The sequence below is a fragment of the Primorskyibacter sp. S187A genome (genome assembly GCF_049800955.1).
Lineage (GTDB): Bacteria > Pseudomonadota > Alphaproteobacteria > Rhodobacterales > Rhodobacteraceae > JAKVBH01.
On record NZ_JBNAGA010000002.1, the window covers coordinates 1188168 to 1205167 of the forward strand.

The following is a 17000-nucleotide window of genomic DNA, read 5'->3' on the forward strand; positions in this document are numbered from 1 at the left end:
GCAGCGCGCCCTCATGGCATCACGCGTCGTCACCACCAACAGGCAGGGATTCCGCAAGGGTTTCGTAGGCTTGCCCACTGGCGACCAGACAGGTCAGGCCCGCCGGCGAGGTCACAGTGATCGTCCAGCTCCCGGTTTCCTCGGATGCAAAAACCTCGATCACATGGTTGTTTGCGCCAAGGCCCATGGACTGGCGCGATTCACCATAGCCATCGGCAAGCCTTGTCAGGACCCGATCGCGAGGCCCACAATTCTGATTTTGTGCTGTAGCGTCGCTGGTAGTCAACGCGAGGGTCGCAAGTCCAGCGGCGCAGGTCAGAAGATAGTTCATCTCATTTCCCTTCTGGTTCGAGAGCCTGCCGGGTCATCCGCGAGTGTTGCGGACGGGCTGGCCCTGTAAGTTGCTTTCCGCGCCTGTCCCTTCCATTGTCTGTGTAGTGTGCGACATGGGTCTCCCGGTGAACGGCGTGATGTAAGCCTGTGGCACAAAGGTTAAAAAACGTCTTAAACCGACGTGCGTTGCTTTGGACGCGAAATTTTTTGCTGCAATGCGGCATATTGAGTCTTGTAGTATCTCGAAAAAAATGCCCCATTCCGCGCAAGAATATTGCGCAATACGACTCAAGAGGTCCCGACATGGACATGCAAGCACGCCCCTTCCGTTCTGTCCTATACATCCCGGGGTCGCGTCCTCGGGCGCTTGAGAAGGCCCGTGGGCTGCCTGTCGATGCGATCATTTTTGATCTCGAAGATGCCGTTTCGATCGATGAAAAGGAAAGCGCGCGCGAGACATTGGCCGAGGCGCTTCAAAACGACTACGGACCAAGGACGCGGATCGTCCGCATCAACGGGCTCGACACGCCGTGGGGGCGCGCCGATGCTGAGGCCGTCTCCAAAATGCAACCCGATGCCGTGCTCTTGCCGAAAGTGTCTGCTCCGCAAGATCTCGACAGTCTGGCTATAATCACCGGCGACTTGCCGCTTTGGGCCATGATGGAGACGCCGCTGGGCATGCTCAACGCGCCTCAGATTGCGGCGCACCCGAAGCTTGCCGGGTTGGTGATGGGCACAAACGATCTCGCCAAAGAGCTGCAATCGCGCTTCCGGCCGGATCGTCTGCCCATGCAAACGTCGCTAGGTTTGTGCCTGCTGGCGGCAAAAGCCCATGGCTGCAAGATCGTTGACGGTGTCTACAACGCGTTCAAGGATAGCGAAGGGCTGCGCGGCGAATGCGAACAGGGCCGCGACATGGGGTTTGATGGCAAGACGCTGATACACCCGGCACAGATTGACGTGGCCAATGAGGTGTTTGCACCGTCGCAAGAAGAGATTGACTTGGCCCGTCGTCAGATCGCAGCATTTGCGCAAGCTGAAGCTGAGGGGCAGGGGGTCGCTGTGGTGGACGGTCGTATTGTGGAAAACCTACACGTCGTGACCGCACGCGAAATCCTCGCTAAAGCCGATGCGATCCAACGAATTGCTGCGGAGTAGAACATGCTATTATTGATCATCGGTATCCTCCTCTGGGTGGCCGCGCATTACTTCAAGCGACTGGCGCCAGCGAAGAGGGCTGGCATGGGCGATGCCGGCAAAGGCGTTGTGACCGTCGGAATTCTCGCGGGCCTTGTGCTCATGATCCTAGGGTACCGATGGGCCGAGTTCATTCCCGTTTGGTCGCCACCCGGATTCATGGTGCATATCAACAACCTTCTGATGCTCGTGGGGGTTTTTGTCTTTGGTATGTCTGCCACTACGGGCCGTTTGCGTGGCAAGATGCGGCACCCGCAGCTGACCGCTGTAAAGATCTGGGCTGTGGCCCATCTCCTCGTAAACGGGGATCTGGCGTCAATTATCCTCTTCGGCAGCATGTTGGCCTGGGCTGTGGGTTCCGTGATCCTGATCAATCGGGCGGAGGACTGGCAACGGCCTGAACCGGGTGATGCGAAGAAAGACGTCCTGCTGATCGTCATCACCATTGTAGTATTTGCCCTCATGACAGGAGCGCACGCTCTCCTGGGCGTTTGGCCATTCCCGGGGTAACGCAATGAAATTATACCGTTTTTTGTCTGGCGACGATTCATCAGCGTTTTGCCACAAGGTTTCTGACGCTCTGTCCAAAGGGTGGGAGCTGTATGGTTCGCCAACCTATGCCTTTGATGCGGCCAATGGTGTCATGCGCTGCGGGCAGGCTGTCGTGAAAGAGGTCGATGGCAGCTATTCCGCCGATATCAAACTCGGAGATCACTAACTCATGGCGAAGACGAATGCGGGCCGCTTTTTTGAAGACTATCAGATCGGGCAGGTGATCCAGCACGCGGTGCCTCGGACGATCTCAGGCGGTGAGCGGGCACTCTACCACGCGATTTATCCAGCGCGTCACGCGCTTTATTCGTCGGATGAGTTCGCGCGGTCCTGCGGCTTACCTTCTTCTCCCATTGATGATCTTGTGGCGTTTCACGTCGTCTTCGGCAAATCGGTGCCTGATATTTCCCTCAACGCAGTGGCTAATCTGGGGTATGCGGAAGCCCGTTGGCTGCAGCCGGTCTACGCGGGCGATACGTTGCGCGCGTCCTCGGAAGTAATTGGCCTGAAGCAAAACTCGTCGGGCAAAACCGGTGTCGTCTATGTGCGCACAACGGGCTACAACCAAAACGATGCTGCGGTCATGTCGTTTGTGCGCTGGGTCATGGTGCGTAAGCGCGATTCTGAGGCTCCTGCGCCTGACACAATCGTTCCGCAGACCGCACCCCACGTTGCTGCCGCTGACCTCGTTGTGCCGGATGGTATGACTTTTGAGAATTATGACGTCGATCTGTCAGGCGAGAGCTACCGGCTTGGTGATTACGAGATTGGCGAGAAAATCGATCACGTGGACGGGGTGACCATCGAGGAAGCCGAGCACATGATGGTCACGCGATTGTGGCAAAATACGTCCAAAACGCATTTTGACGTGGGTCAACGGCCCGACGGCCGTCGCCTGATCTATGGTGGACATATTATTTCGATGGCCCGTGCGTTGAGTTTCAACGGGCTGGCCAATGCCCAAATGATGGTGGCGATCAACTCGGGCGCGCATGCCAACCCGTGTTTCTCCGGCGATACCGTTCGGGCCTGGAGCGAAGTGTTGGACAAGGCGGAGACGTCCGCGCCAGGCATTGGCGCGCTGCGCTTGCGATTGGTCGCGTATCGTTCGGGGGCGGCCTTCGAGTTGCGCGGAGAAGACGGCAAGTATCTCCCCGGTGTGTTGCTTGATCTTGACTACTGGGCGCTTGTTCCGACCTGATGGGGTGCTAGGCTAAGGAAGACCAAAAGAGGACCCCTTATGCGTCAATTCTCAAGCGTCTTCGTATTTCTTGCCAGCACATTGGCCGCTCAGGCCGACACCGAGCGGTTCGTCGAGTCCAATTTGCTTGGCATCCTGTACCATGAGTTGGGCCACGCTTTGATCGATCAAATGGGGCTTCCCGTTTTCGGTCAGGAGGAGGATGCCGCGGACGTTGCTTCGATTCTGTTGGTCAACGAATTGTTCGAAGAAGATCGCGCGCTGGAAATTGCATATGACGCGGCGTTCGGTTTTCTGGGCGAGGCGGATGCGTTGGAAGCGGAGGGAGAGGAACCCGCATGGTGGGACGTACACGGGCCTGACTTGCAGCGCTATTACAATCTCGTTTGCCTGTTCGTCGGCGCTGATATCGATGCGCGCGCGGATGTTGCAGAGGAGCTTGGCCTGCCTGAAGACCGCCTGGAAACTTGCGAAGAAGAATTCGATATCGCCATTGATAGTTGGGGACCTGTGTTTGATGAATTGGGCGAGGCGGCGCCGGGACAGTCGCTACGCTACGTGGGGGGCGATACAACGCTCACGGAAAAGCTGATTGGCGCGGAAGTTGCGGCTTTGAATGACGTGTTTGTTTTGCCCAATGAAATGCCTATCGTGGTTCAGTCCTGTGGAGAGCCCAACGCCTATTACGATCCCACGGCAGTGGAGATTGTTGTTTGTAGTGAGTTTGAGGCGTGGTTGGCGCGTATGGCCGTAGAGTGATCTGCGTCTGAGACGTGCTGAAACGCGAAGTCTCTGAAAGCTTTACATTTCGTTATTTGTGATCACAGGTTTGCGTGCTGTGATCACAATGGTGCAAAATCCGTCAAATTGCGCCAATTCACCGCGCCCGAGACGGCCTTCACCCCCGTGACAGATAGTCAAAATTCGCTAAGACAGACTGGAAGCTCATGAAGGGACAGACCATGGCCGATGTTAATCGGGGCAATCGCCCGCTTTCGCCGCATTTGACGATCTATCGTCCGCAACTGAATTCGATCACATCAATCTTGACCCGGATCACAGGAAACGCCCTCATCGTGGCGTCCTTGTTGATCGTTTGGTGGTTCCTCGCAGCTGCGACGAGCGCGGAATACTTCGCTGTCGCCAATGCGGTACTGACGTCATGGTTTGGAGATCTTGTGATGCTGCTGTCTATTTGGGCGTTGTGGTATCACACCTTGGCGGGAGTGCGGCACCTTATCTGGGACAATGCTATGATGCTGGAGATGGAGCAGGCCGAGGGCCTGAGCTGGATCGTCATCATCGGCTCCGCGATCCTGACAATCTTCACGATCATCGTTTTATAAGGAGCGTTGACATGGCTTTTTTGACTGATCGCAAACGCGCCGTCGGATGGGGTTCCGCAAAATCAGGAACAGAGCATTTCTGGGCGATGAAAGTCTCGTCTGTTGGGTTGCTGGTCCTGATCCCGCTCTTTGTGTTTACCTTCGGTGGCATCCTCGGCTCTGACTACGAAACCGTCACGGCGTATTTTGCCCGTCCTTTCCCGGCGATTGTGGCCGCACTTACGCTGGCTGTCGGGTTCATGCATTTCAAAAACGGAGTGCAGGTGCTTATCGAGGACTATGCCCATGGCCTGACCGCCAAGGTCCTCATCATTTTCACGATTTGCCTGTCTTATGGCGCCGCGGCCACTGGCCTCTTCGCCATTGCCAAATTGGCCCTCTGAGGCGCTGGAGAAACAAATGGCTGAATACACATACGAGACGCATGACTATGACGTCGTGGTGGTTGGTGCCGGCGGCGCAGGCCTGCGCGCAACGCTGGGCATGGCAGAGCAGGGGCTGCGCACGGCCTGTGTGACCAAGGTTTTCCCGACGCGGTCGCACACTGTCGCTGCGCAAGGCGGCATCGCGGCCTCGCTCTCCAACATGGGGCCGGATCACTGGCAATGGCACATGTATGACACGGTCAAAGGCTCTGACTGGCTGGGCGACACCGATGCGATGGAATATCTCGCGCGCGAGGCCCCCAAGGCGGTCTACGAGCTTGAACACTACGGGGTGCCTTTTTCCCGCACGGAAGAAGGCAAGATCTACCAGCGACCCTTCGGCGGCCACACGACGGAATTTGGCGAAGGCCCGCCCGTGCAGCGCACCTGCGCTGCGGCTGACCGGACAGGCCACGCCATCTTGCACACGCTGTATGGCCAGTCGCTCAAGAACAACGCGGAATTCTACATTGAGTATTTCGCTATTGATCTTCTGATGGGCGAAGACGGCGATTGTCAGGGCGTTTTGTGCTGGAAGCTGGACGACGGCACGATGCATGTCTTCAACGCCAAGATGGTCGTTCTGGCCACTGGCGGCTATGGGCGCGCGTATTTCTCGGCCACGTCTGCGCATACCTGCACCGGCGATGGCGGTGGCATGGTGGCGCGTGCGGGTCTGCCGCTGCAGGATATGGAATTTGTGCAATTCCATCCCACCGGCATTTACGGATCGGGATGTCTGATCACGGAAGGTGCGCGCGGTGAAGGCGGCTATCTGACCAATTCCGAGGGCGAGCGCTTCATGGAACGCTATGCGCCCAACTACAAAGATCTCGCGCCCAGGGACTATGTATCCCGCTCGATGACGATGGAGATCCGTGAAGGCCGTGGGGTTGGGGCGGAGGGCGATCACATTCACCTCAACCTCTCTCACTTGCCGCCCGAGGCCTTGGCTGAGAGACTGCCGGGCATTTCGGAGAGTGCGAAAATCTTCGCCGGTGTGGACGTGACCAAGGAACCGATCCCTGTTCTGCCCACCGTCCATTACAACATGGGTGGCATCCCTACGAATTATTGGGGCGAAGTCATCAATCCGACGGCGGATGATCCCAACAAGATTGTTCCTGGCCTGATGGCCGTCGGGGAGGCGGGCTGCGCTTCTGTGCACGGGGCGAACCGTCTTGGCTCCAATTCGTTGATCGACCTTGTGGTCTTTGGCCGTGCCGCGGCTATCCGGGCCGGGTCTGTTGTGGACCGAGCTGCTTCTGTGCCCACGGCGCCCAAAGCCCAGATCGACAAGGCGCTCGACCGTTTCGATGGCCTGCGACATGCGGGTGGCTCCATCGGTACAGCAGAGCTTCGCCTCGAGATGCAAAAAACCATGCAGGCTGATGCAGCTGTCTTCCGGACATCGAAGACCATGGCGGAGGGCGTTGAAAAAATGACGTCGATTGCCGGTAAGATGGACGATCTGAAAGTCACGGATCGTTCTCTGGTCTGGAACTCTGACCTGATGGAAACGCTGGAGCTGGCCAACCTGATGCCAAACGCGCTGGCGACGATCGTTGGCGCCGAGGCGCGCAAGGAAAGCCGAGGGGCGCATGCCCATGAAGATTACACCACACGAGACGACGATAACTGGCGGGTTCACACGATCGCTCGGGTTGAAGGCAGCCAGACCGACCTGAGTTACCGTCCAGTGGTGACGGATCCTTTGACGGGTGAAGAGCAAGGCGGCATTGCGCTCAAAAAAATTGCTCCGAAAGAACGTACGTTTTGACGCACGTCTCGGACGGAAACAAAGAAGGGCCGCATACGCGGCCTTTTTTTATGGTTCAACGCTGCCGCAGCATGTCCTCTGCAAGATCATCCCAATACGCTGTTAGCTTGCGAGCAAACACAGCCTTTCGATCCAGCAGCGTCGCGCGTGTTTCAGCTTGTTTGGCCTCGGATGCGAGATGTGTGTCGATGGCCGCCAGAAAGGCGTCATGGTCCCCTTGATAGAGCATGTCGGGGGTGCCGAATTGTTCCAGAAGCTCTGCGTATTTATGCGACCATCCGATGGCAAAGCTGGGCACGCCGCTCGATAGTCCATTTGCCAGGCCGTGAAAGCGCGCTGTGACAACGAGTTTTGCGTTCGCAATATAGGCTTTGATGTCCAGCGGATGATCCAGGGCAATAAGTTCTGTTCCGCTGGCTTTCGCGAGGCTGGACGAAAGCTCCAAGTCTGCCTGTGGCTCGTGCAAGACGATCTTGGGCGTCACACCTGAAGCCGCGATCCGTTCCAGCACGTTCTTATAAAGTGTGGTGAGCGCCTGTGCATCCAATGCGCCGGATTTCAGCAACATCGCATTCACGACAACAGCGGCAAAGGGTGTGTCTGGTGTCGGTACGTTTCTGTCTGATGCGGAAAGGCCCAGCGTTATATCGGGAATCAGGGGAATGTCCCGGCCTGTTTCCAAACCGTTCAGATGTTTGAGAGATTGCTCGTCCCTGGCTGAGATTTTGCGTGCGCCCAACACAATAGACTTCATGTGTTTGCGCAGTTTGGTATCCTCGAACGGCCCAAATGCTTGCGGCAGGAGATAGGTGGGAAGGCCGGATTCTATGTAAGCATGGGCACGTTTTCGCGCTTTTCGGGGCCCCCACGCATCTCCATAGGCAAAGCCAGACGCATCAATCACATGTGTGACACCCGGCCGCTCAGCGCGAAAGGCGCGGGGCTCCGCCAGCTTTGGAAAGGCTTGTTTTGCCCGATGCCAAAAGGTGTTCTCTCGGAGCGTAAAGGCATCCATGCCCAAAGCCGCGCGTGCTGCGTCGGGCCCTTGCCTAGGGGAGCAAAAGGTGATGCCGGGCAAGCGCGCACGCAGCTCCGAGATTGCTGTGATCGCCATCAATTCCGCGCCTTTGTTGGGCAGCCAGACACCGGCGATCTCGGCGTGTATCTTAGTCGATGACATGCAGAACCTCATGCACGGGGCGCTTCGCGGAGAACGGAATTTTACTCTCGGATTTGGGCCGCCCAATCCCGATCAACATCACGGGAACCTCATAGGGCGCCAGCCCTACGAGCTCCCGCAGAGCGTCGTGGTTCTCGGGAATGTCAGGCCAATTAATCGGCACGCTCCCAAGCCCCGCGGCGGTGAGACCTTGCATGAACGCCATAGATGCAAGCCCTGCGTCGATGAAAATCAGATGCCGGTCTCTGGGGTGGGCATACATGGAGAGGTTTCCAACCACGGCGACAACCATGGGGAGGGCCTCTCCAAAACCAGCCGTGCCCAAAGGCAGGTCGGTGATGCTTTTCACCATGTCGCGGGATTGAGCCGCGATGAAACGAAAGGGCTGACGGTTGCACGCGCTGGGGGCTTGGAGCGCGCAAGCGGCGGCTTCCTCGATGAGGTGCATCGGCACGGGTGCCTCTTCAAACCAACGCTGGGAGCGTCGCGCCCGGCAGAGCGCGTGATAGGCCTCCAAATCGGGCAGCTTCGACAATTCCGAGCCAACATATCCGGCAAGATCCTGGACAGCGTAAGGGGTGTAAGATGTCTGCGCGTCGAAGCTAAGGGGAGATGCGGCATCCCAGTCTGTTTTCGCCCGCTCAACGATCTCGGAGGAGGTGTCGACAACGTCAAAATAGGTTTGCAGAACGTCATGCGCCCATTTGAGCTCCTCCTTTTCTGCCGAGGGTTGGTGGCTCAGCATCCTGTAGAGCTTCGTGGTCTCTGCGATATATTTCTCGGCAAACACAGCTTTGCGCGGGCCCGGTATACACAGGCCCTTTTCGATCCGATGCACATTGCGTCGCAACAGCGCGGAGCTTTTCTTGGCATCATTTTGCTCGGCGCGAAACGCCGCCAAGCCTGCATCTACCGCAACGCGCTCTGCCGTCAGCGCGTCTTCCATGGCTTGGGCCATGCGCGCCGCTTGTTTTTCTTCTTTTGAACGCTTGGGTTTTTTGCGGCCCAAGAGTTTACGCAATGTGACCATGAGATCCCCATCTCCAAAGATCGCCGCCCAATGTCAAAAATCTTGACGCTCGTGATCTCTTCCGCATGTGCAATTAGGACAATTTGCCCTATTTTCTCAGCTGTCTACACTTTGTCAGCGCTCGCGCAAACATCTATACTCAGACCCAACTCAGACGATAAAGGAACGCCTGCTGATGGTACAGCTGACACTTCCCAAGAATTCGACGATCCGCACTGGTAAAACCTGGCCCAAGCCGGAAGGCGCTAACAATATTCGCAAATTCCAGATTTATCGCTGGAACCCCGATGACGGAGAAAATCCGCGGGTGGATACCTATTGGCTGGACATGGACAGCTGTGGGCCAATGGTGCTTGATGCGCTGATCAAAATCAAAAACGAGATTGATCCAACCCTGACGTTCCGCCGCTCTTGCCGCGAGGGCATCTGCGGATCCTGCGCGATGAATATCGATGGGATCAACACGCTGGCCTGTATCTACGGCATGGATGAGATCAAAGGCGATGTGAAAATCTACCCGTTGCCGCACATGCCCGTGGTGAAAGATCTTATTCCCGACCTGACGCATTTCTACGCGCAGCATGCCTCGATTATGCCGTGGCTCGAGACCAAGACCAACCGGCCCGCCAAGGAGTGGAAGCAATCCATCGAGGATCGCAAAAAGCTCGATGGACTTTACGAATGTGTCATGTGTGCATCATGCTCGACATCATGCCCGTCATATTGGTGGAACGGTGATCGGTATCTTGGACCAGCGGCCTTGTTGCATGCCTATCGTTGGATCATCGACAGCCGCGATGAAGCGACGGGTGAGCGTCTTGACGAATTGGAAGATCCTTTCAAGCTCTACCGTTGTCATACCATCATGAACTGCTCGAAGACATGCCCTAAGGGTTTGAACCCTGCAAAGGCCATTGCCGAAATCAAGAAAATGATGGTGGAACGGGCAGTTTAGGACTCGCTGCCTTAGAGGGCGCGCTCGGTCGGTTTTGTGTTCGGAACAAGCTCGACGGATAGCGCGCTCAGAAGGCCATGGCTCGACACGCATCGGGCTTTCATGTTGTGTAGATGCCATGAGTAAAGCACCAGATGATGCGGACGCACGGCGCGCAGTGGCGCCGGTGGTCTGCTATCCTGACGACACGTTGCAAAAACCCGATTTGCCGCTTTATCGCGCTGCTCTCGAAGCCGCGCGAGAGACCGAAACGGTAACCGCCGCGCCGCGCGATGCTGCGGCAGTTTTTGTACCCATGGGGTCATTCTTTCGCATTGCTTGTCGTGACGGTTCTCAGGTCGGAGACCTGAACCTTTGGAATGCGCATGATTTGTCGGAGCGGTTCTATTCTGGCAAGACCCGCGCGCTTCACGGAACGCACGTCAATATCGGGGATCGGCTTTGGTCGAGCTTCCCGCATATGCGACCTATGGCGACCATCGTTGAGGATAGTTTGTCCTGGTATGGGATCGATGGATTCGGAGGCTCGGTTCACGATGTGATCGGGACGCGATGCGATCCGTATACGGGGCGATTGTTGTCAGGGCATGACTATCACTACTGCTGCCATTCCAATTTGACGCGTGCGCTGGCGCGGTTTTGTGATCTGCCGCTGCATGTGGCGGAGACGCATGTCCATGATGTCTTGAATGTTTTCATGTGTACCGGCTTCACACGCGACACTGGCCAATATTTCATGAAAGCGAGCCCGGTGCGGCCAGGTGATTATCTGACCTTTTTCGCGGAAATAGATTTGATAGTTGCACTCAGCGCCTGTCCGGGTGGGGATTGCAGCTCGGAACACAGCTCCGATGTTGCCGCATGCTACCCGTTGGATATCACGATCCTGCAGCCGCAGGCGGGTGCGCTGGATGGCTGGCAGCCCCCCCCGCGCAACGCGTATGACCGCTCTCACGGTCTGGACTGACGTCAATCAAACGCAGCGTGCAAAGCAATGTCCACCATGTCGCCGAAACTGCGCTCGCGGTCTGCCGCGGGCAGGGCTTCATGGGTCAGCAAGTGGTCGGACACCGTCAAGACCGCCAGTGCTCTCGCGCCATGACGCGCTGCGACGGTATATAGCTCGGCGGCTTCCATCTCGACCGCGAGGATGCCGTGCCGCGTCATCTGTTCGTTCAAATCAGGGCGCTCATCGTAGAAAACGTCAGATGAATAAATTCCGCCGACATGCGGCGTGATCCCGCGTTGTTCCGCTGCTGCAACGGCATGGCTGAGCAAGTGCCAGTCTGCACAAGGTGCAAAGTTCAGCTCTTTGAAAAACCCCTGTGACGGCGTAGACAACGTGGAGGCTGTCATGGCGATGATGACATCGCGAATTTTGACGCTTTCCTGCATTGCGCCGCAGGATCCGATGCGGATCAGGGTCTTGGCACCATAGTCGCGGATCAGTTCATTGGCATAAATTGACAAGGACGGCATGCCCATGCCGGAGCCGTGAACCGTGACGCGGTGGCCCTGCCATGTCCCGGTAAACCCGAGCATTCCGCGCACTTCATTGATGCATGTGGCATCGCTCAAAAACGTCTCGGCGACCCATTTTGCCCTGTAGGGATCCCCCGGCATCAGGACTGTCTCCGCGATCTCACCTGCGGCGGCACCAATATGAATACTCATTTTCGTCTCTCCAAAGGGCTGCCTGTCAAAACATCAGCCCTAACTTTCTTTGCAACACCCTTTGTTGCTTGCTACGGTTGTGTCATCAGGCAGAATGCACGTAACGCGTGGGTGCCGAACATTGGGTTTCAGATGGATATTGCAAGTTTCTTGGTTGGTTTCGGTTTACTCGCCTTTGCATGCAGCATGGCGCTTGTTGCCCACCGTCGCAACCGTGCTTTGCGCGAAGAATTGCGGGGTATGCGACTGCGTCAAGCCGAACTGGTAGACATGGTCGAAATCGACGACCTGACGAGCGCCTATTCCCGCCGCTATGTCAGAGAGCTTTTCGAAAACGAGATCCAGAACGGTGACAATGCGCTTTTGTTCATCGATCTGGACAATTTCAAAAGCGTTAACGATGGCTACGGACACAAGTCCGGCGACGCGCTGCTGCGCTCCATAGCAAACCGACTGATGGCCCAGGCGCGCTCAAATGAGGTTGTTTTTCGCATCGGAGGAGATGAATTTGGAATTTATCTGCGCGGCGTTGGCATCGCCGCGGCAACCGAGCGGGCTGCGGAAATCCGCGAACTCATTGGCCAGATCTCGATTTTTGTTGATGGCGTATCTGTCAGCCGTACGGCGTCTGTCGGTGTGGCGCGGATTGAGAAGGGGCAGGATCTGGTTGGTGCGCTGTACTACGCGGATGAAGCGCAATATGCCGCCAAGGCCGAGGGGGGCAATGCCGTGCGCGCCAATACAGGTGCCACGCTCCGTTCCATGATTATGCGCCGCACCGGGCCGCGCGCCGAGGATCTCGCGGCGGCGATCGAGCGCAATGAAGTATTGTATCACGTCCAACCTATTTTTGACTCGCGCTCTGGCCGCGCCATAGGTGTCGAAGCGTTGATGCGTTGGCAGCGTGCAGATGGCCGCGTCTTTCTGCCCGATCAATTCATGTCGGCCCTCACGGGCAATTACAACGCGCGTGTGACAGCTCCATTGGAAAAGGCGCGGGAAATTTCGGAAATCTTCAGCGGCAGTGCGCACGGTCTGTTTTGCTCGTTCAACATCACCTCCAGTTTTCTGGACCGCAAAGTCAGTCAGACCGACACCTGGCTGGAAGACTTGTTGAATGTGGTGGAGCCCAAGAGCACGGTTTTCGAGATCGTGGAGCAAGCTGTTATCAAAGATACGGAACATACCCGTCATGTGCTCAATCGTTTGCGCTCCCAGGGCGTGCGCGTGGCACTGGATGATTTCGGAACGGGCTTTTCAAATCTTGAGCGGCTGCATGAGTTGAATGTGGATATCGTCAAGATTGATCGCCGTTTTGTACGCGGGATCAATCACCCGGACGCGGATCTCGGTATCTTGCGTGCCTTGCGTGAAATGTCAGAAACCATGGGTTTCAGCATCATTGCCGAAGGCGTCGAAACCCAAGCCGAGCTTGAAACACTCAAGGTCCTCGGCATCTACAACACGCAAGGGTACCATTTGGGCCGGCCTGCGGATCCTGCGTTTTGGGCGCGCAAACTGGGTTTGGCGCCCATCGCGGTCTAGCGCTCGCTGCTATTCCGCAGCGACAGCCGCCGGATCTGCGAGTTGAACGATGTCGGACATGATGACATTGAGTTCGAAGTCTTTCGGCGTGTAGACGCGCGCGACGCCCATGGCGCGCAGCCGCTCGGCATCTTCGTCCGGGATGATACCACCCACAATGACAGGGACATCGGCCAAACCAACCGCGCGCATACGCGCCATGACATCCTCAACCAATGGAATATGGCTGCCTGACAGGATCGACAGCCCAACGACATGGGCTTCATCCTCAAGGGCGGCGTTGACGATTTGCTCGGGTGTCAGACGGATCCCTTCATAGGCGATATCCATGCCACAATCGCGCGCGCGGAAAGCGATTTGCTCTGCGCCGTTGGAATGCCCATCAAGGCCGGGCTTGCCCATCAGGAACTTCAGGCGACGCCCCAGTTTATCGGACACGGCATCCACGGACGCGCGCAGATCTTCGAGGCCTTCAGTCTTGTTGGACACAGAGCCCGAGACGCCGGTCGGTCCGCGATACTCGCCGTAGACCTTACGCATTTCTGCGGCCCATTCGCCCGTCGTGACACCTGCCTTCGCGGCCTCAATGGACGGGGCCATGATGTTGCGCCCCTCTTTTGCTGCGTCGCGAAGGGCATCCAGCGCGGATTTTACAGCCGCGTCGTCGCGCTGATCGCGCCAGTCGTTCAGGCGCCCAATTTGCTCCTGCTCCACGGCGGGATCCACAACCATGATGCCGCCATCTTCGGTCATCAGGGGAGAGGGCTCCGTTTCCGTCCAGCGGTTCACACCGACAACGGTCGTTTCCTGACGCTCGATGCGGCCGAGGCGCTCGGCATTGGAATCGACCAAGCGCGCTTTCATGTATTCGATTGCGGCGACAGCGCCGCCCATCGAATCCAGATTGCTCAATTCCGCGCGTGCGCCTTCCTTCAACGCCTCGACTTTGCGGTCTACAGCGGGATTTCCATCAAAGAGATCATCGAATTCCAGAAGATCCGTCTCATAGGCCAGGATCTGTTGCATCCGCATCGACCATTGCTGATCCCAAGGCCGGGGCAAGCCGAGCGCTTCGTTCCACGCTGGCAATTGCACTGCGCGCGCGCGGGCTTTTTTGGACAATGTCACCGCCAGCATTTCGATCAGGATGCGGTAGACGTTGTTCTCGGGTTGTTGTTCGGTCAGGCCCAGAGAATTGACCTGAACCCCATAGCGGAAGCGGCGCTGTTTGGGGTCTGAGACGCCGTAGCGTGTTTCGCAGATTTCGTCCCACAGATCGACAAAGGCGCGCATTTTGCACATCTCGGTGACGAAGCGAATGCCTGCATTGACGAAAAACGAGATGCGCTGGACCATGGCCGGGAAGTCCTCGGCCGGGACGCGCGGACGCAATTCGTCCAGTACGGCAGTGGCAGTGGCCAAGGCGAAAGCCAGCTCCTGTTCCGGTGTCGCGCCCGCCTCTTGAAGATGATAGGAGCAGACATTCATCGGGTTCCATTTCGGGACGTTGGAATAGCAGTATTCCGCGACATCTGCGATCATCTTGAGGCTTGGTTTGGGCGGGCAAATGTAAGTGCCGCGGCTCAGATACTCCTTGATCAGGTCATTCTGGACCGTGCCTTGCAGCTTTGTTGTGTCGGCGCCTTGTTCTTCGGCCACGGCAATGTAGAGCGCGAGCAGCCATGGTGCCGTCGCGTTGATCGTCATCGAAGTGTTCATTTCCTCGAGCGGAATGTCGTCAAACAACGTGCGCATATCACCCAGATGGCAAACCGGCACACCGACCTTGCCAACTTCGCCCCCGGCAAGGACATGATCACTGTCATAGCCTGTCTGCGTGGGGAGATCGAAAGCAACAGAGAGACCCGTTTGACCCTTGGCCAGATTGCTACGGTAGAGCGCATTGGAGGCTTTGGCGGTGGAGTGACCAGCGTAGGTCCGGATGAGCCAGGGGCGGTCTCTATGTGCATCTGTCATGTCGTCTCTCCAGATCGGCCATTTTCGGGCAACAATATTTCGCTGCACACGCACTATGCGAAAGAAAATGGCTTTGTCAATTCGCTGCAGCGCGGCGTCGAGCTGATTGAGCACAAAAATGTCGCCGTGCTCGGACATGGCTTTTTTCAGATTTGAGGGGGCGAGGCTATGCGGCCTTGCGACGCCGTGCCAAGCCTTGCGCGGCAAGCCCGGACGGGATCAACAAACCACCGGCGGGAAGCGGCACGGCGCTGTCACGGAGACGAATGTAGAGTTGTCGAAGATGACGTTGCTCTGATCGTCGATGTGACACCTGCGCGGTTCAGCTTTCGGTCGGGTGCTGGCGCTCATAGGCGTATTGTACCCAGGAACGGTTTGCAGGAGCCGTTTGCGCCGGAGCGCCTTAACGCTTAGTGTTGCGAAAAGGCGCGAGTTTGAAATGTTCGACACAGTGACGATGCCGGTTTGGCTGCTGACGCTGATCCTGCTTTTTGCCGCGGTCACGTTCGCCTCGCATTTCCTGTTTCCCTCTGTGCGCTGGTTTTTGCGGCGACGCATGGAGCGGGCTGTTTCGCGGCTCAATGAACGGCTCGAGCGCCCGATTGAACCCTTCAAGCTGACCCGGCGTACCGACACGATCCAGCGTTTGATCTACGATCCTGAGGTGACGCACGCAGTTGTGGAACATGCGCGTGAAACCGGTGTGCGCGAAGACGTCGCCTTTGAGCAAGCCAAACGCTATGCGCGGGAGATCGTGCCGTCTTTTTCTGCGGGCCTCTATTTTGGTTTTGCCATCCGGGCCGCGCGGTTCATCTCCAACGCGCTCTACCGCGTGCGCCTCGGGTATCATGCGGAGGACGCGCTGACATCTATTGAGCCAGACGCCACAGTGGTTTTTGTCATGAACCACCGATCCAACATGGATTATGTTCTAGTGACCTATCTCGCGGCGGAGCGGTCGGCGCTGTCATATGCTGTGGGAGAGTGGGCGCGGATTTGGCCCATCTCCCGATTGATCCGGGCGATGGGGGCTTATTTCATTCGGCGTAGATCCCGTAATGCACTCTATCGCAAAGTGCTGGCGCGCTACGTTGCGATGGCCACGCAGAATGGCGTGGCGCAAGCGATGTTTCCCGAAGGTGGGCTCAGCCTGAATGGCGCCCTCGCCGCGCCCCGCGTGGGGTTGCTCAAATACATCGTCGATGGCTGGGATCCTGAGGGGCATGACGTGGTCTTTGTGCCGGTGGCGATCAACTATGACCGCGTGCTTGAAGACAGGGTTCTCATGGCGGCTGACCGTTCGGGGGAACGTCGTTTCGCGGCGCCCTTTGGCGATATCTTTCGGTTTTGGGTGAAACAATTGTCTCTGCGCATTCGGGGGAAGTTTCATCGCTTTGGCTATGCCGCGGTGAGCTTTGGTGCGCCGGTGTCGTTGCGCGCGAGCCCGAAAGATCCTGAGGTGCTGGCCAGTCTGTTGGTGGACCGCATTGGCGATGTGGTTCCAGTTCTGCCGGTCCCACTCGTTGCCGCGATTCTCCTGGAGCAAGGGCCAAGCACACGTGCGCAGATTGAAAAGTCCTATGCGGACCGCGCCGCTGCTTTGCCGGGCGCCTTTGTCCACATACCGCGAGATGATATGGCCTACGCTGTTGAAACCGGGCTGCGCATGTTGCTGGAGAGAGGTTTCATCACCGATGACGACGGCCTGTTTGTTCCTGTCCCGGATGAAGCGCAAGCTCTCTCGTTTTACGCCAATTCAATTGTGCATCTCACGGCTAGGGATGCTGCGGCGCAATAGACTTTCT

18 protein-coding genes are annotated in these 17000 nt (G+C 57.2%); 12 read left to right on the plus strand and 6 right to left on the minus strand.

Annotated features, from left to right (window positions below):
- Nucleotides 1–19 precede the first annotated feature (19 nt).
- On the minus strand, nt 20–331 hold the full coding sequence (locus ACP15S_RS16810) for a hypothetical protein (protein WP_425040782.1): 312 nt from the start codon (nt 329–331) through the stop codon (nt 20–22).
- Nucleotides 332–636: 305 nt separating this feature from the next.
- Here ACP15S_RS16810 and ACP15S_RS16815 point away from each other — a divergent pair, with 305 nt between their 5' ends.
- The 8 genes from ACP15S_RS16815 to sdhA all read left to right on the plus strand — a co-directional run bounded on the left by ACP15S_RS16815 (nt 637) and on the right by sdhA (nt 6834).
- Nucleotides 637–1491, plus strand: a complete 855-nt coding sequence (locus ACP15S_RS16815; RefSeq protein WP_425040783.1) for an HpcH/HpaI aldolase/citrate lyase family protein — start codon at nt 637–639, stop codon at nt 1489–1491.
- A 3-nt stretch (nt 1492–1494) separates the two neighbouring features.
- Nucleotides 1495–2040 (plus strand): NnrU family protein, encoded by a 546-nt coding sequence (locus ACP15S_RS16820; protein ID WP_425040784.1) that lies wholly within the window; start codon nt 1495–1497, stop codon nt 2038–2040.
- Nucleotides 2041–2044: 4 nt separating this feature from the next.
- Nucleotides 2045–2248 carry a DUF1737 domain-containing protein gene (locus ACP15S_RS16825; RefSeq protein ID WP_425040785.1) on the plus strand — a complete coding sequence of 68 codons (204 nt, stop codon included), beginning with the start codon at nt 2045–2047 and terminating at the stop codon, nt 2246–2248.
- Nucleotides 2249–2251: 3 nt separating this feature from the next.
- The gene (locus ACP15S_RS16830) at nt 2252–3283 is read left to right on the plus strand and encodes a MaoC family dehydratase (protein ID WP_425040786.1); all 1032 of its coding nucleotides are present in this window, start codon (nt 2252–2254) and stop codon (nt 3281–3283) included.
- Between the two features lie 39 nt (nt 3284–3322).
- A complete protein-coding gene (locus ACP15S_RS16835) occupies nt 3323–4042 on the plus strand; it encodes a DUF4344 domain-containing metallopeptidase (protein ID WP_425040787.1) in 720 nt (239 codons plus the stop codon).
- Between the two features lie 203 nt (nt 4043–4245).
- Nucleotides 4246–4629: a succinate dehydrogenase, cytochrome b556 subunit gene (sdhC, locus tag ACP15S_RS16840; RefSeq protein WP_425040788.1), complete on the plus strand. Its 384-nt coding sequence runs from the start codon at nt 4246–4248 to the stop codon at nt 4627–4629.
- Nucleotides 4630–4640: 11 nt separating this feature from the next.
- Nucleotides 4641–5012, plus strand: a complete 372-nt coding sequence (gene sdhD / locus ACP15S_RS16845; RefSeq protein WP_425040789.1) for a succinate dehydrogenase, hydrophobic membrane anchor protein — start codon at nt 4641–4643, stop codon at nt 5010–5012.
- Between the two features lie 16 nt (nt 5013–5028).
- Nucleotides 5029–6834 (plus strand): succinate dehydrogenase flavoprotein subunit, encoded by a 1806-nt coding sequence (gene sdhA / locus ACP15S_RS16850; RefSeq protein ID WP_425040790.1) that lies wholly within the window; start codon nt 5029–5031, stop codon nt 6832–6834.
- A gap of 55 nt (nt 6835–6889) precedes the next feature.
- Here sdhA and ACP15S_RS16855 read toward each other — a convergent pair whose 3' ends face one another.
- Nucleotides 6890–8014 carry a polysaccharide pyruvyl transferase family protein gene (locus ACP15S_RS16855; RefSeq protein WP_425040791.1) on the minus strand — a complete coding sequence of 375 codons (1125 nt, stop codon included), beginning with the start codon at nt 8012–8014 and terminating at the stop codon, nt 6890–6892.
- A complete protein-coding gene (locus ACP15S_RS16860) occupies nt 8001–9044 on the minus strand; it encodes a nitroreductase family protein (protein WP_425040792.1) in 1044 nt (347 codons plus the stop codon). Before ACP15S_RS16860 ends, ACP15S_RS16855 begins: the two co-directional genes overlap by 14 nt.
- A gap of 175 nt (nt 9045–9219) precedes the next feature.
- On the opposite strand from ACP15S_RS16860, the gene ACP15S_RS16865 reads away from it, so the two are divergent.
- Entirely contained in the window at nt 9220–9999 is a 780-nt protein-coding gene (locus ACP15S_RS16865) for a succinate dehydrogenase iron-sulfur subunit (protein WP_425040793.1), read from the plus strand.
- Between the two features lie 118 nt (nt 10000–10117).
- On the plus strand, nt 10118–10966 hold the full coding sequence (locus tag ACP15S_RS16870) for an urea carboxylase-associated family protein (RefSeq protein WP_425040794.1): 849 nt from the start codon (nt 10118–10120) through the stop codon (nt 10964–10966).
- Nucleotides 10967–10968: 2 nt separating this feature from the next.
- On the opposite strand, the gene deoD is transcribed toward ACP15S_RS16870, so the two are convergent.
- The gene (deoD, locus tag ACP15S_RS16875; RefSeq protein ID WP_425040795.1) at nt 10969–11673 is read right to left on the minus strand and encodes a purine-nucleoside phosphorylase; all 705 of its coding nucleotides are present in this window, start codon (nt 11671–11673) and stop codon (nt 10969–10971) included.
- 270 nt (nt 11674–11943) lie between these two features.
- Here deoD and ACP15S_RS16880 point away from each other — a divergent pair, with 270 nt between their 5' ends.
- Nucleotides 11944–13218: an EAL domain-containing protein gene (locus tag ACP15S_RS16880; RefSeq protein ID WP_425040930.1), complete on the plus strand. Its 1275-nt coding sequence runs from the start codon at nt 11944–11946 to the stop codon at nt 13216–13218.
- Between the two features lie 9 nt (nt 13219–13227).
- Here ACP15S_RS16880 and ACP15S_RS16885 read toward each other — a convergent pair whose 3' ends face one another.
- Nucleotides 13228–15333, minus strand: a complete 2106-nt coding sequence (locus ACP15S_RS16885) for a methylmalonyl-CoA mutase family protein (protein ID WP_425040796.1) — start codon at nt 15331–15333, stop codon at nt 13228–13230.
- A gap of 28 nt (nt 15334–15361) precedes the next feature.
- On the minus strand, nt 15362–15508 hold the full coding sequence (locus tag ACP15S_RS16890) for a VPLPA-CTERM sorting domain-containing protein (protein WP_425040797.1): 147 nt from the start codon (nt 15506–15508) through the stop codon (nt 15362–15364).
- A gap of 126 nt (nt 15509–15634) precedes the next feature.
- Between ACP15S_RS16890 and ACP15S_RS16895 the strand changes: the two genes are divergently transcribed.
- Nucleotides 15635–16993 carry a 1-acyl-sn-glycerol-3-phosphate acyltransferase gene (locus tag ACP15S_RS16895; protein ID WP_425040798.1) on the plus strand — a complete coding sequence of 453 codons (1359 nt, stop codon included), beginning with the start codon at nt 15635–15637 and terminating at the stop codon, nt 16991–16993.
- The last annotated feature ends 7 nt before the right edge of the window (nt 16994–17000 follow it).

Excerpts from the sequence above, each read along its gene's own strand:
- ACP15S_RS16810 (WP_425040782.1), bottom strand. The coding sequence starts at position 331 with ATGAACTATCTTCTGACCTGCGCCGCTGGACTTGCGACCCTCGCGTTG.
- ACP15S_RS16815 (WP_425040783.1), top strand. The coding sequence starts at position 637 with ATGGACATGCAAGCACGCCCCTTCCGTTCTGTCCTATACATCCCGGGG.
- ACP15S_RS16820 (WP_425040784.1), top strand. The coding sequence starts at position 1,495 with ATGCTATTATTGATCATCGGTATCCTCCTCTGGGTGGCCGCGCATTAC.
- ACP15S_RS16825 (WP_425040785.1), top strand. The coding sequence starts at position 2,045 with ATGAAATTATACCGTTTTTTGTCTGGCGACGATTCATCAGCGTTTTGC.
- ACP15S_RS16830 (WP_425040786.1), top strand. The coding sequence starts at position 2,252 with ATGGCGAAGACGAATGCGGGCCGCTTTTTTGAAGACTATCAGATCGGG.
- ACP15S_RS16835 (WP_425040787.1), top strand. The coding sequence starts at position 3,323 with ATGCGTCAATTCTCAAGCGTCTTCGTATTTCTTGCCAGCACATTGGCC.
- sdhC (WP_425040788.1), top strand. The coding sequence starts at position 4,246 with ATGGCCGATGTTAATCGGGGCAATCGCCCGCTTTCGCCGCATTTGACG.
- sdhD (WP_425040789.1), top strand. The coding sequence starts at position 4,641 with ATGGCTTTTTTGACTGATCGCAAACGCGCCGTCGGATGGGGTTCCGCA.
- sdhA (WP_425040790.1), top strand. The coding sequence starts at position 5,029 with ATGGCTGAATACACATACGAGACGCATGACTATGACGTCGTGGTGGTT.
- ACP15S_RS16855 (WP_425040791.1), bottom strand. The coding sequence starts at position 8,014 with ATGTCATCGACTAAGATACACGCCGAGATCGCCGGTGTCTGGCTGCCC.
- ACP15S_RS16860 (WP_425040792.1), bottom strand. The coding sequence starts at position 9,044 with ATGGTCACATTGCGTAAACTCTTGGGCCGCAAAAAACCCAAGCGTTCA.
- ACP15S_RS16865 (WP_425040793.1), top strand. The coding sequence starts at position 9,220 with ATGGTACAGCTGACACTTCCCAAGAATTCGACGATCCGCACTGGTAAA.
- ACP15S_RS16870 (WP_425040794.1), top strand. The coding sequence starts at position 10,118 with ATGAGTAAAGCACCAGATGATGCGGACGCACGGCGCGCAGTGGCGCCG.
- deoD (WP_425040795.1), bottom strand. The coding sequence starts at position 11,673 with ATGAGTATTCATATTGGTGCCGCCGCAGGTGAGATCGCGGAGACAGTC.
- ACP15S_RS16880 (WP_425040930.1), top strand. The coding sequence starts at position 11,944 with ATGGTCGAAATCGACGACCTGACGAGCGCCTATTCCCGCCGCTATGTC.
- ACP15S_RS16885 (WP_425040796.1), bottom strand. The coding sequence starts at position 15,333 with ATGTCCGAGCACGGCGACATTTTTGTGCTCAATCAGCTCGACGCCGCG.
- ACP15S_RS16895 (WP_425040798.1), top strand. The coding sequence starts at position 15,635 with ATGTTCGACACAGTGACGATGCCGGTTTGGCTGCTGACGCTGATCCTG.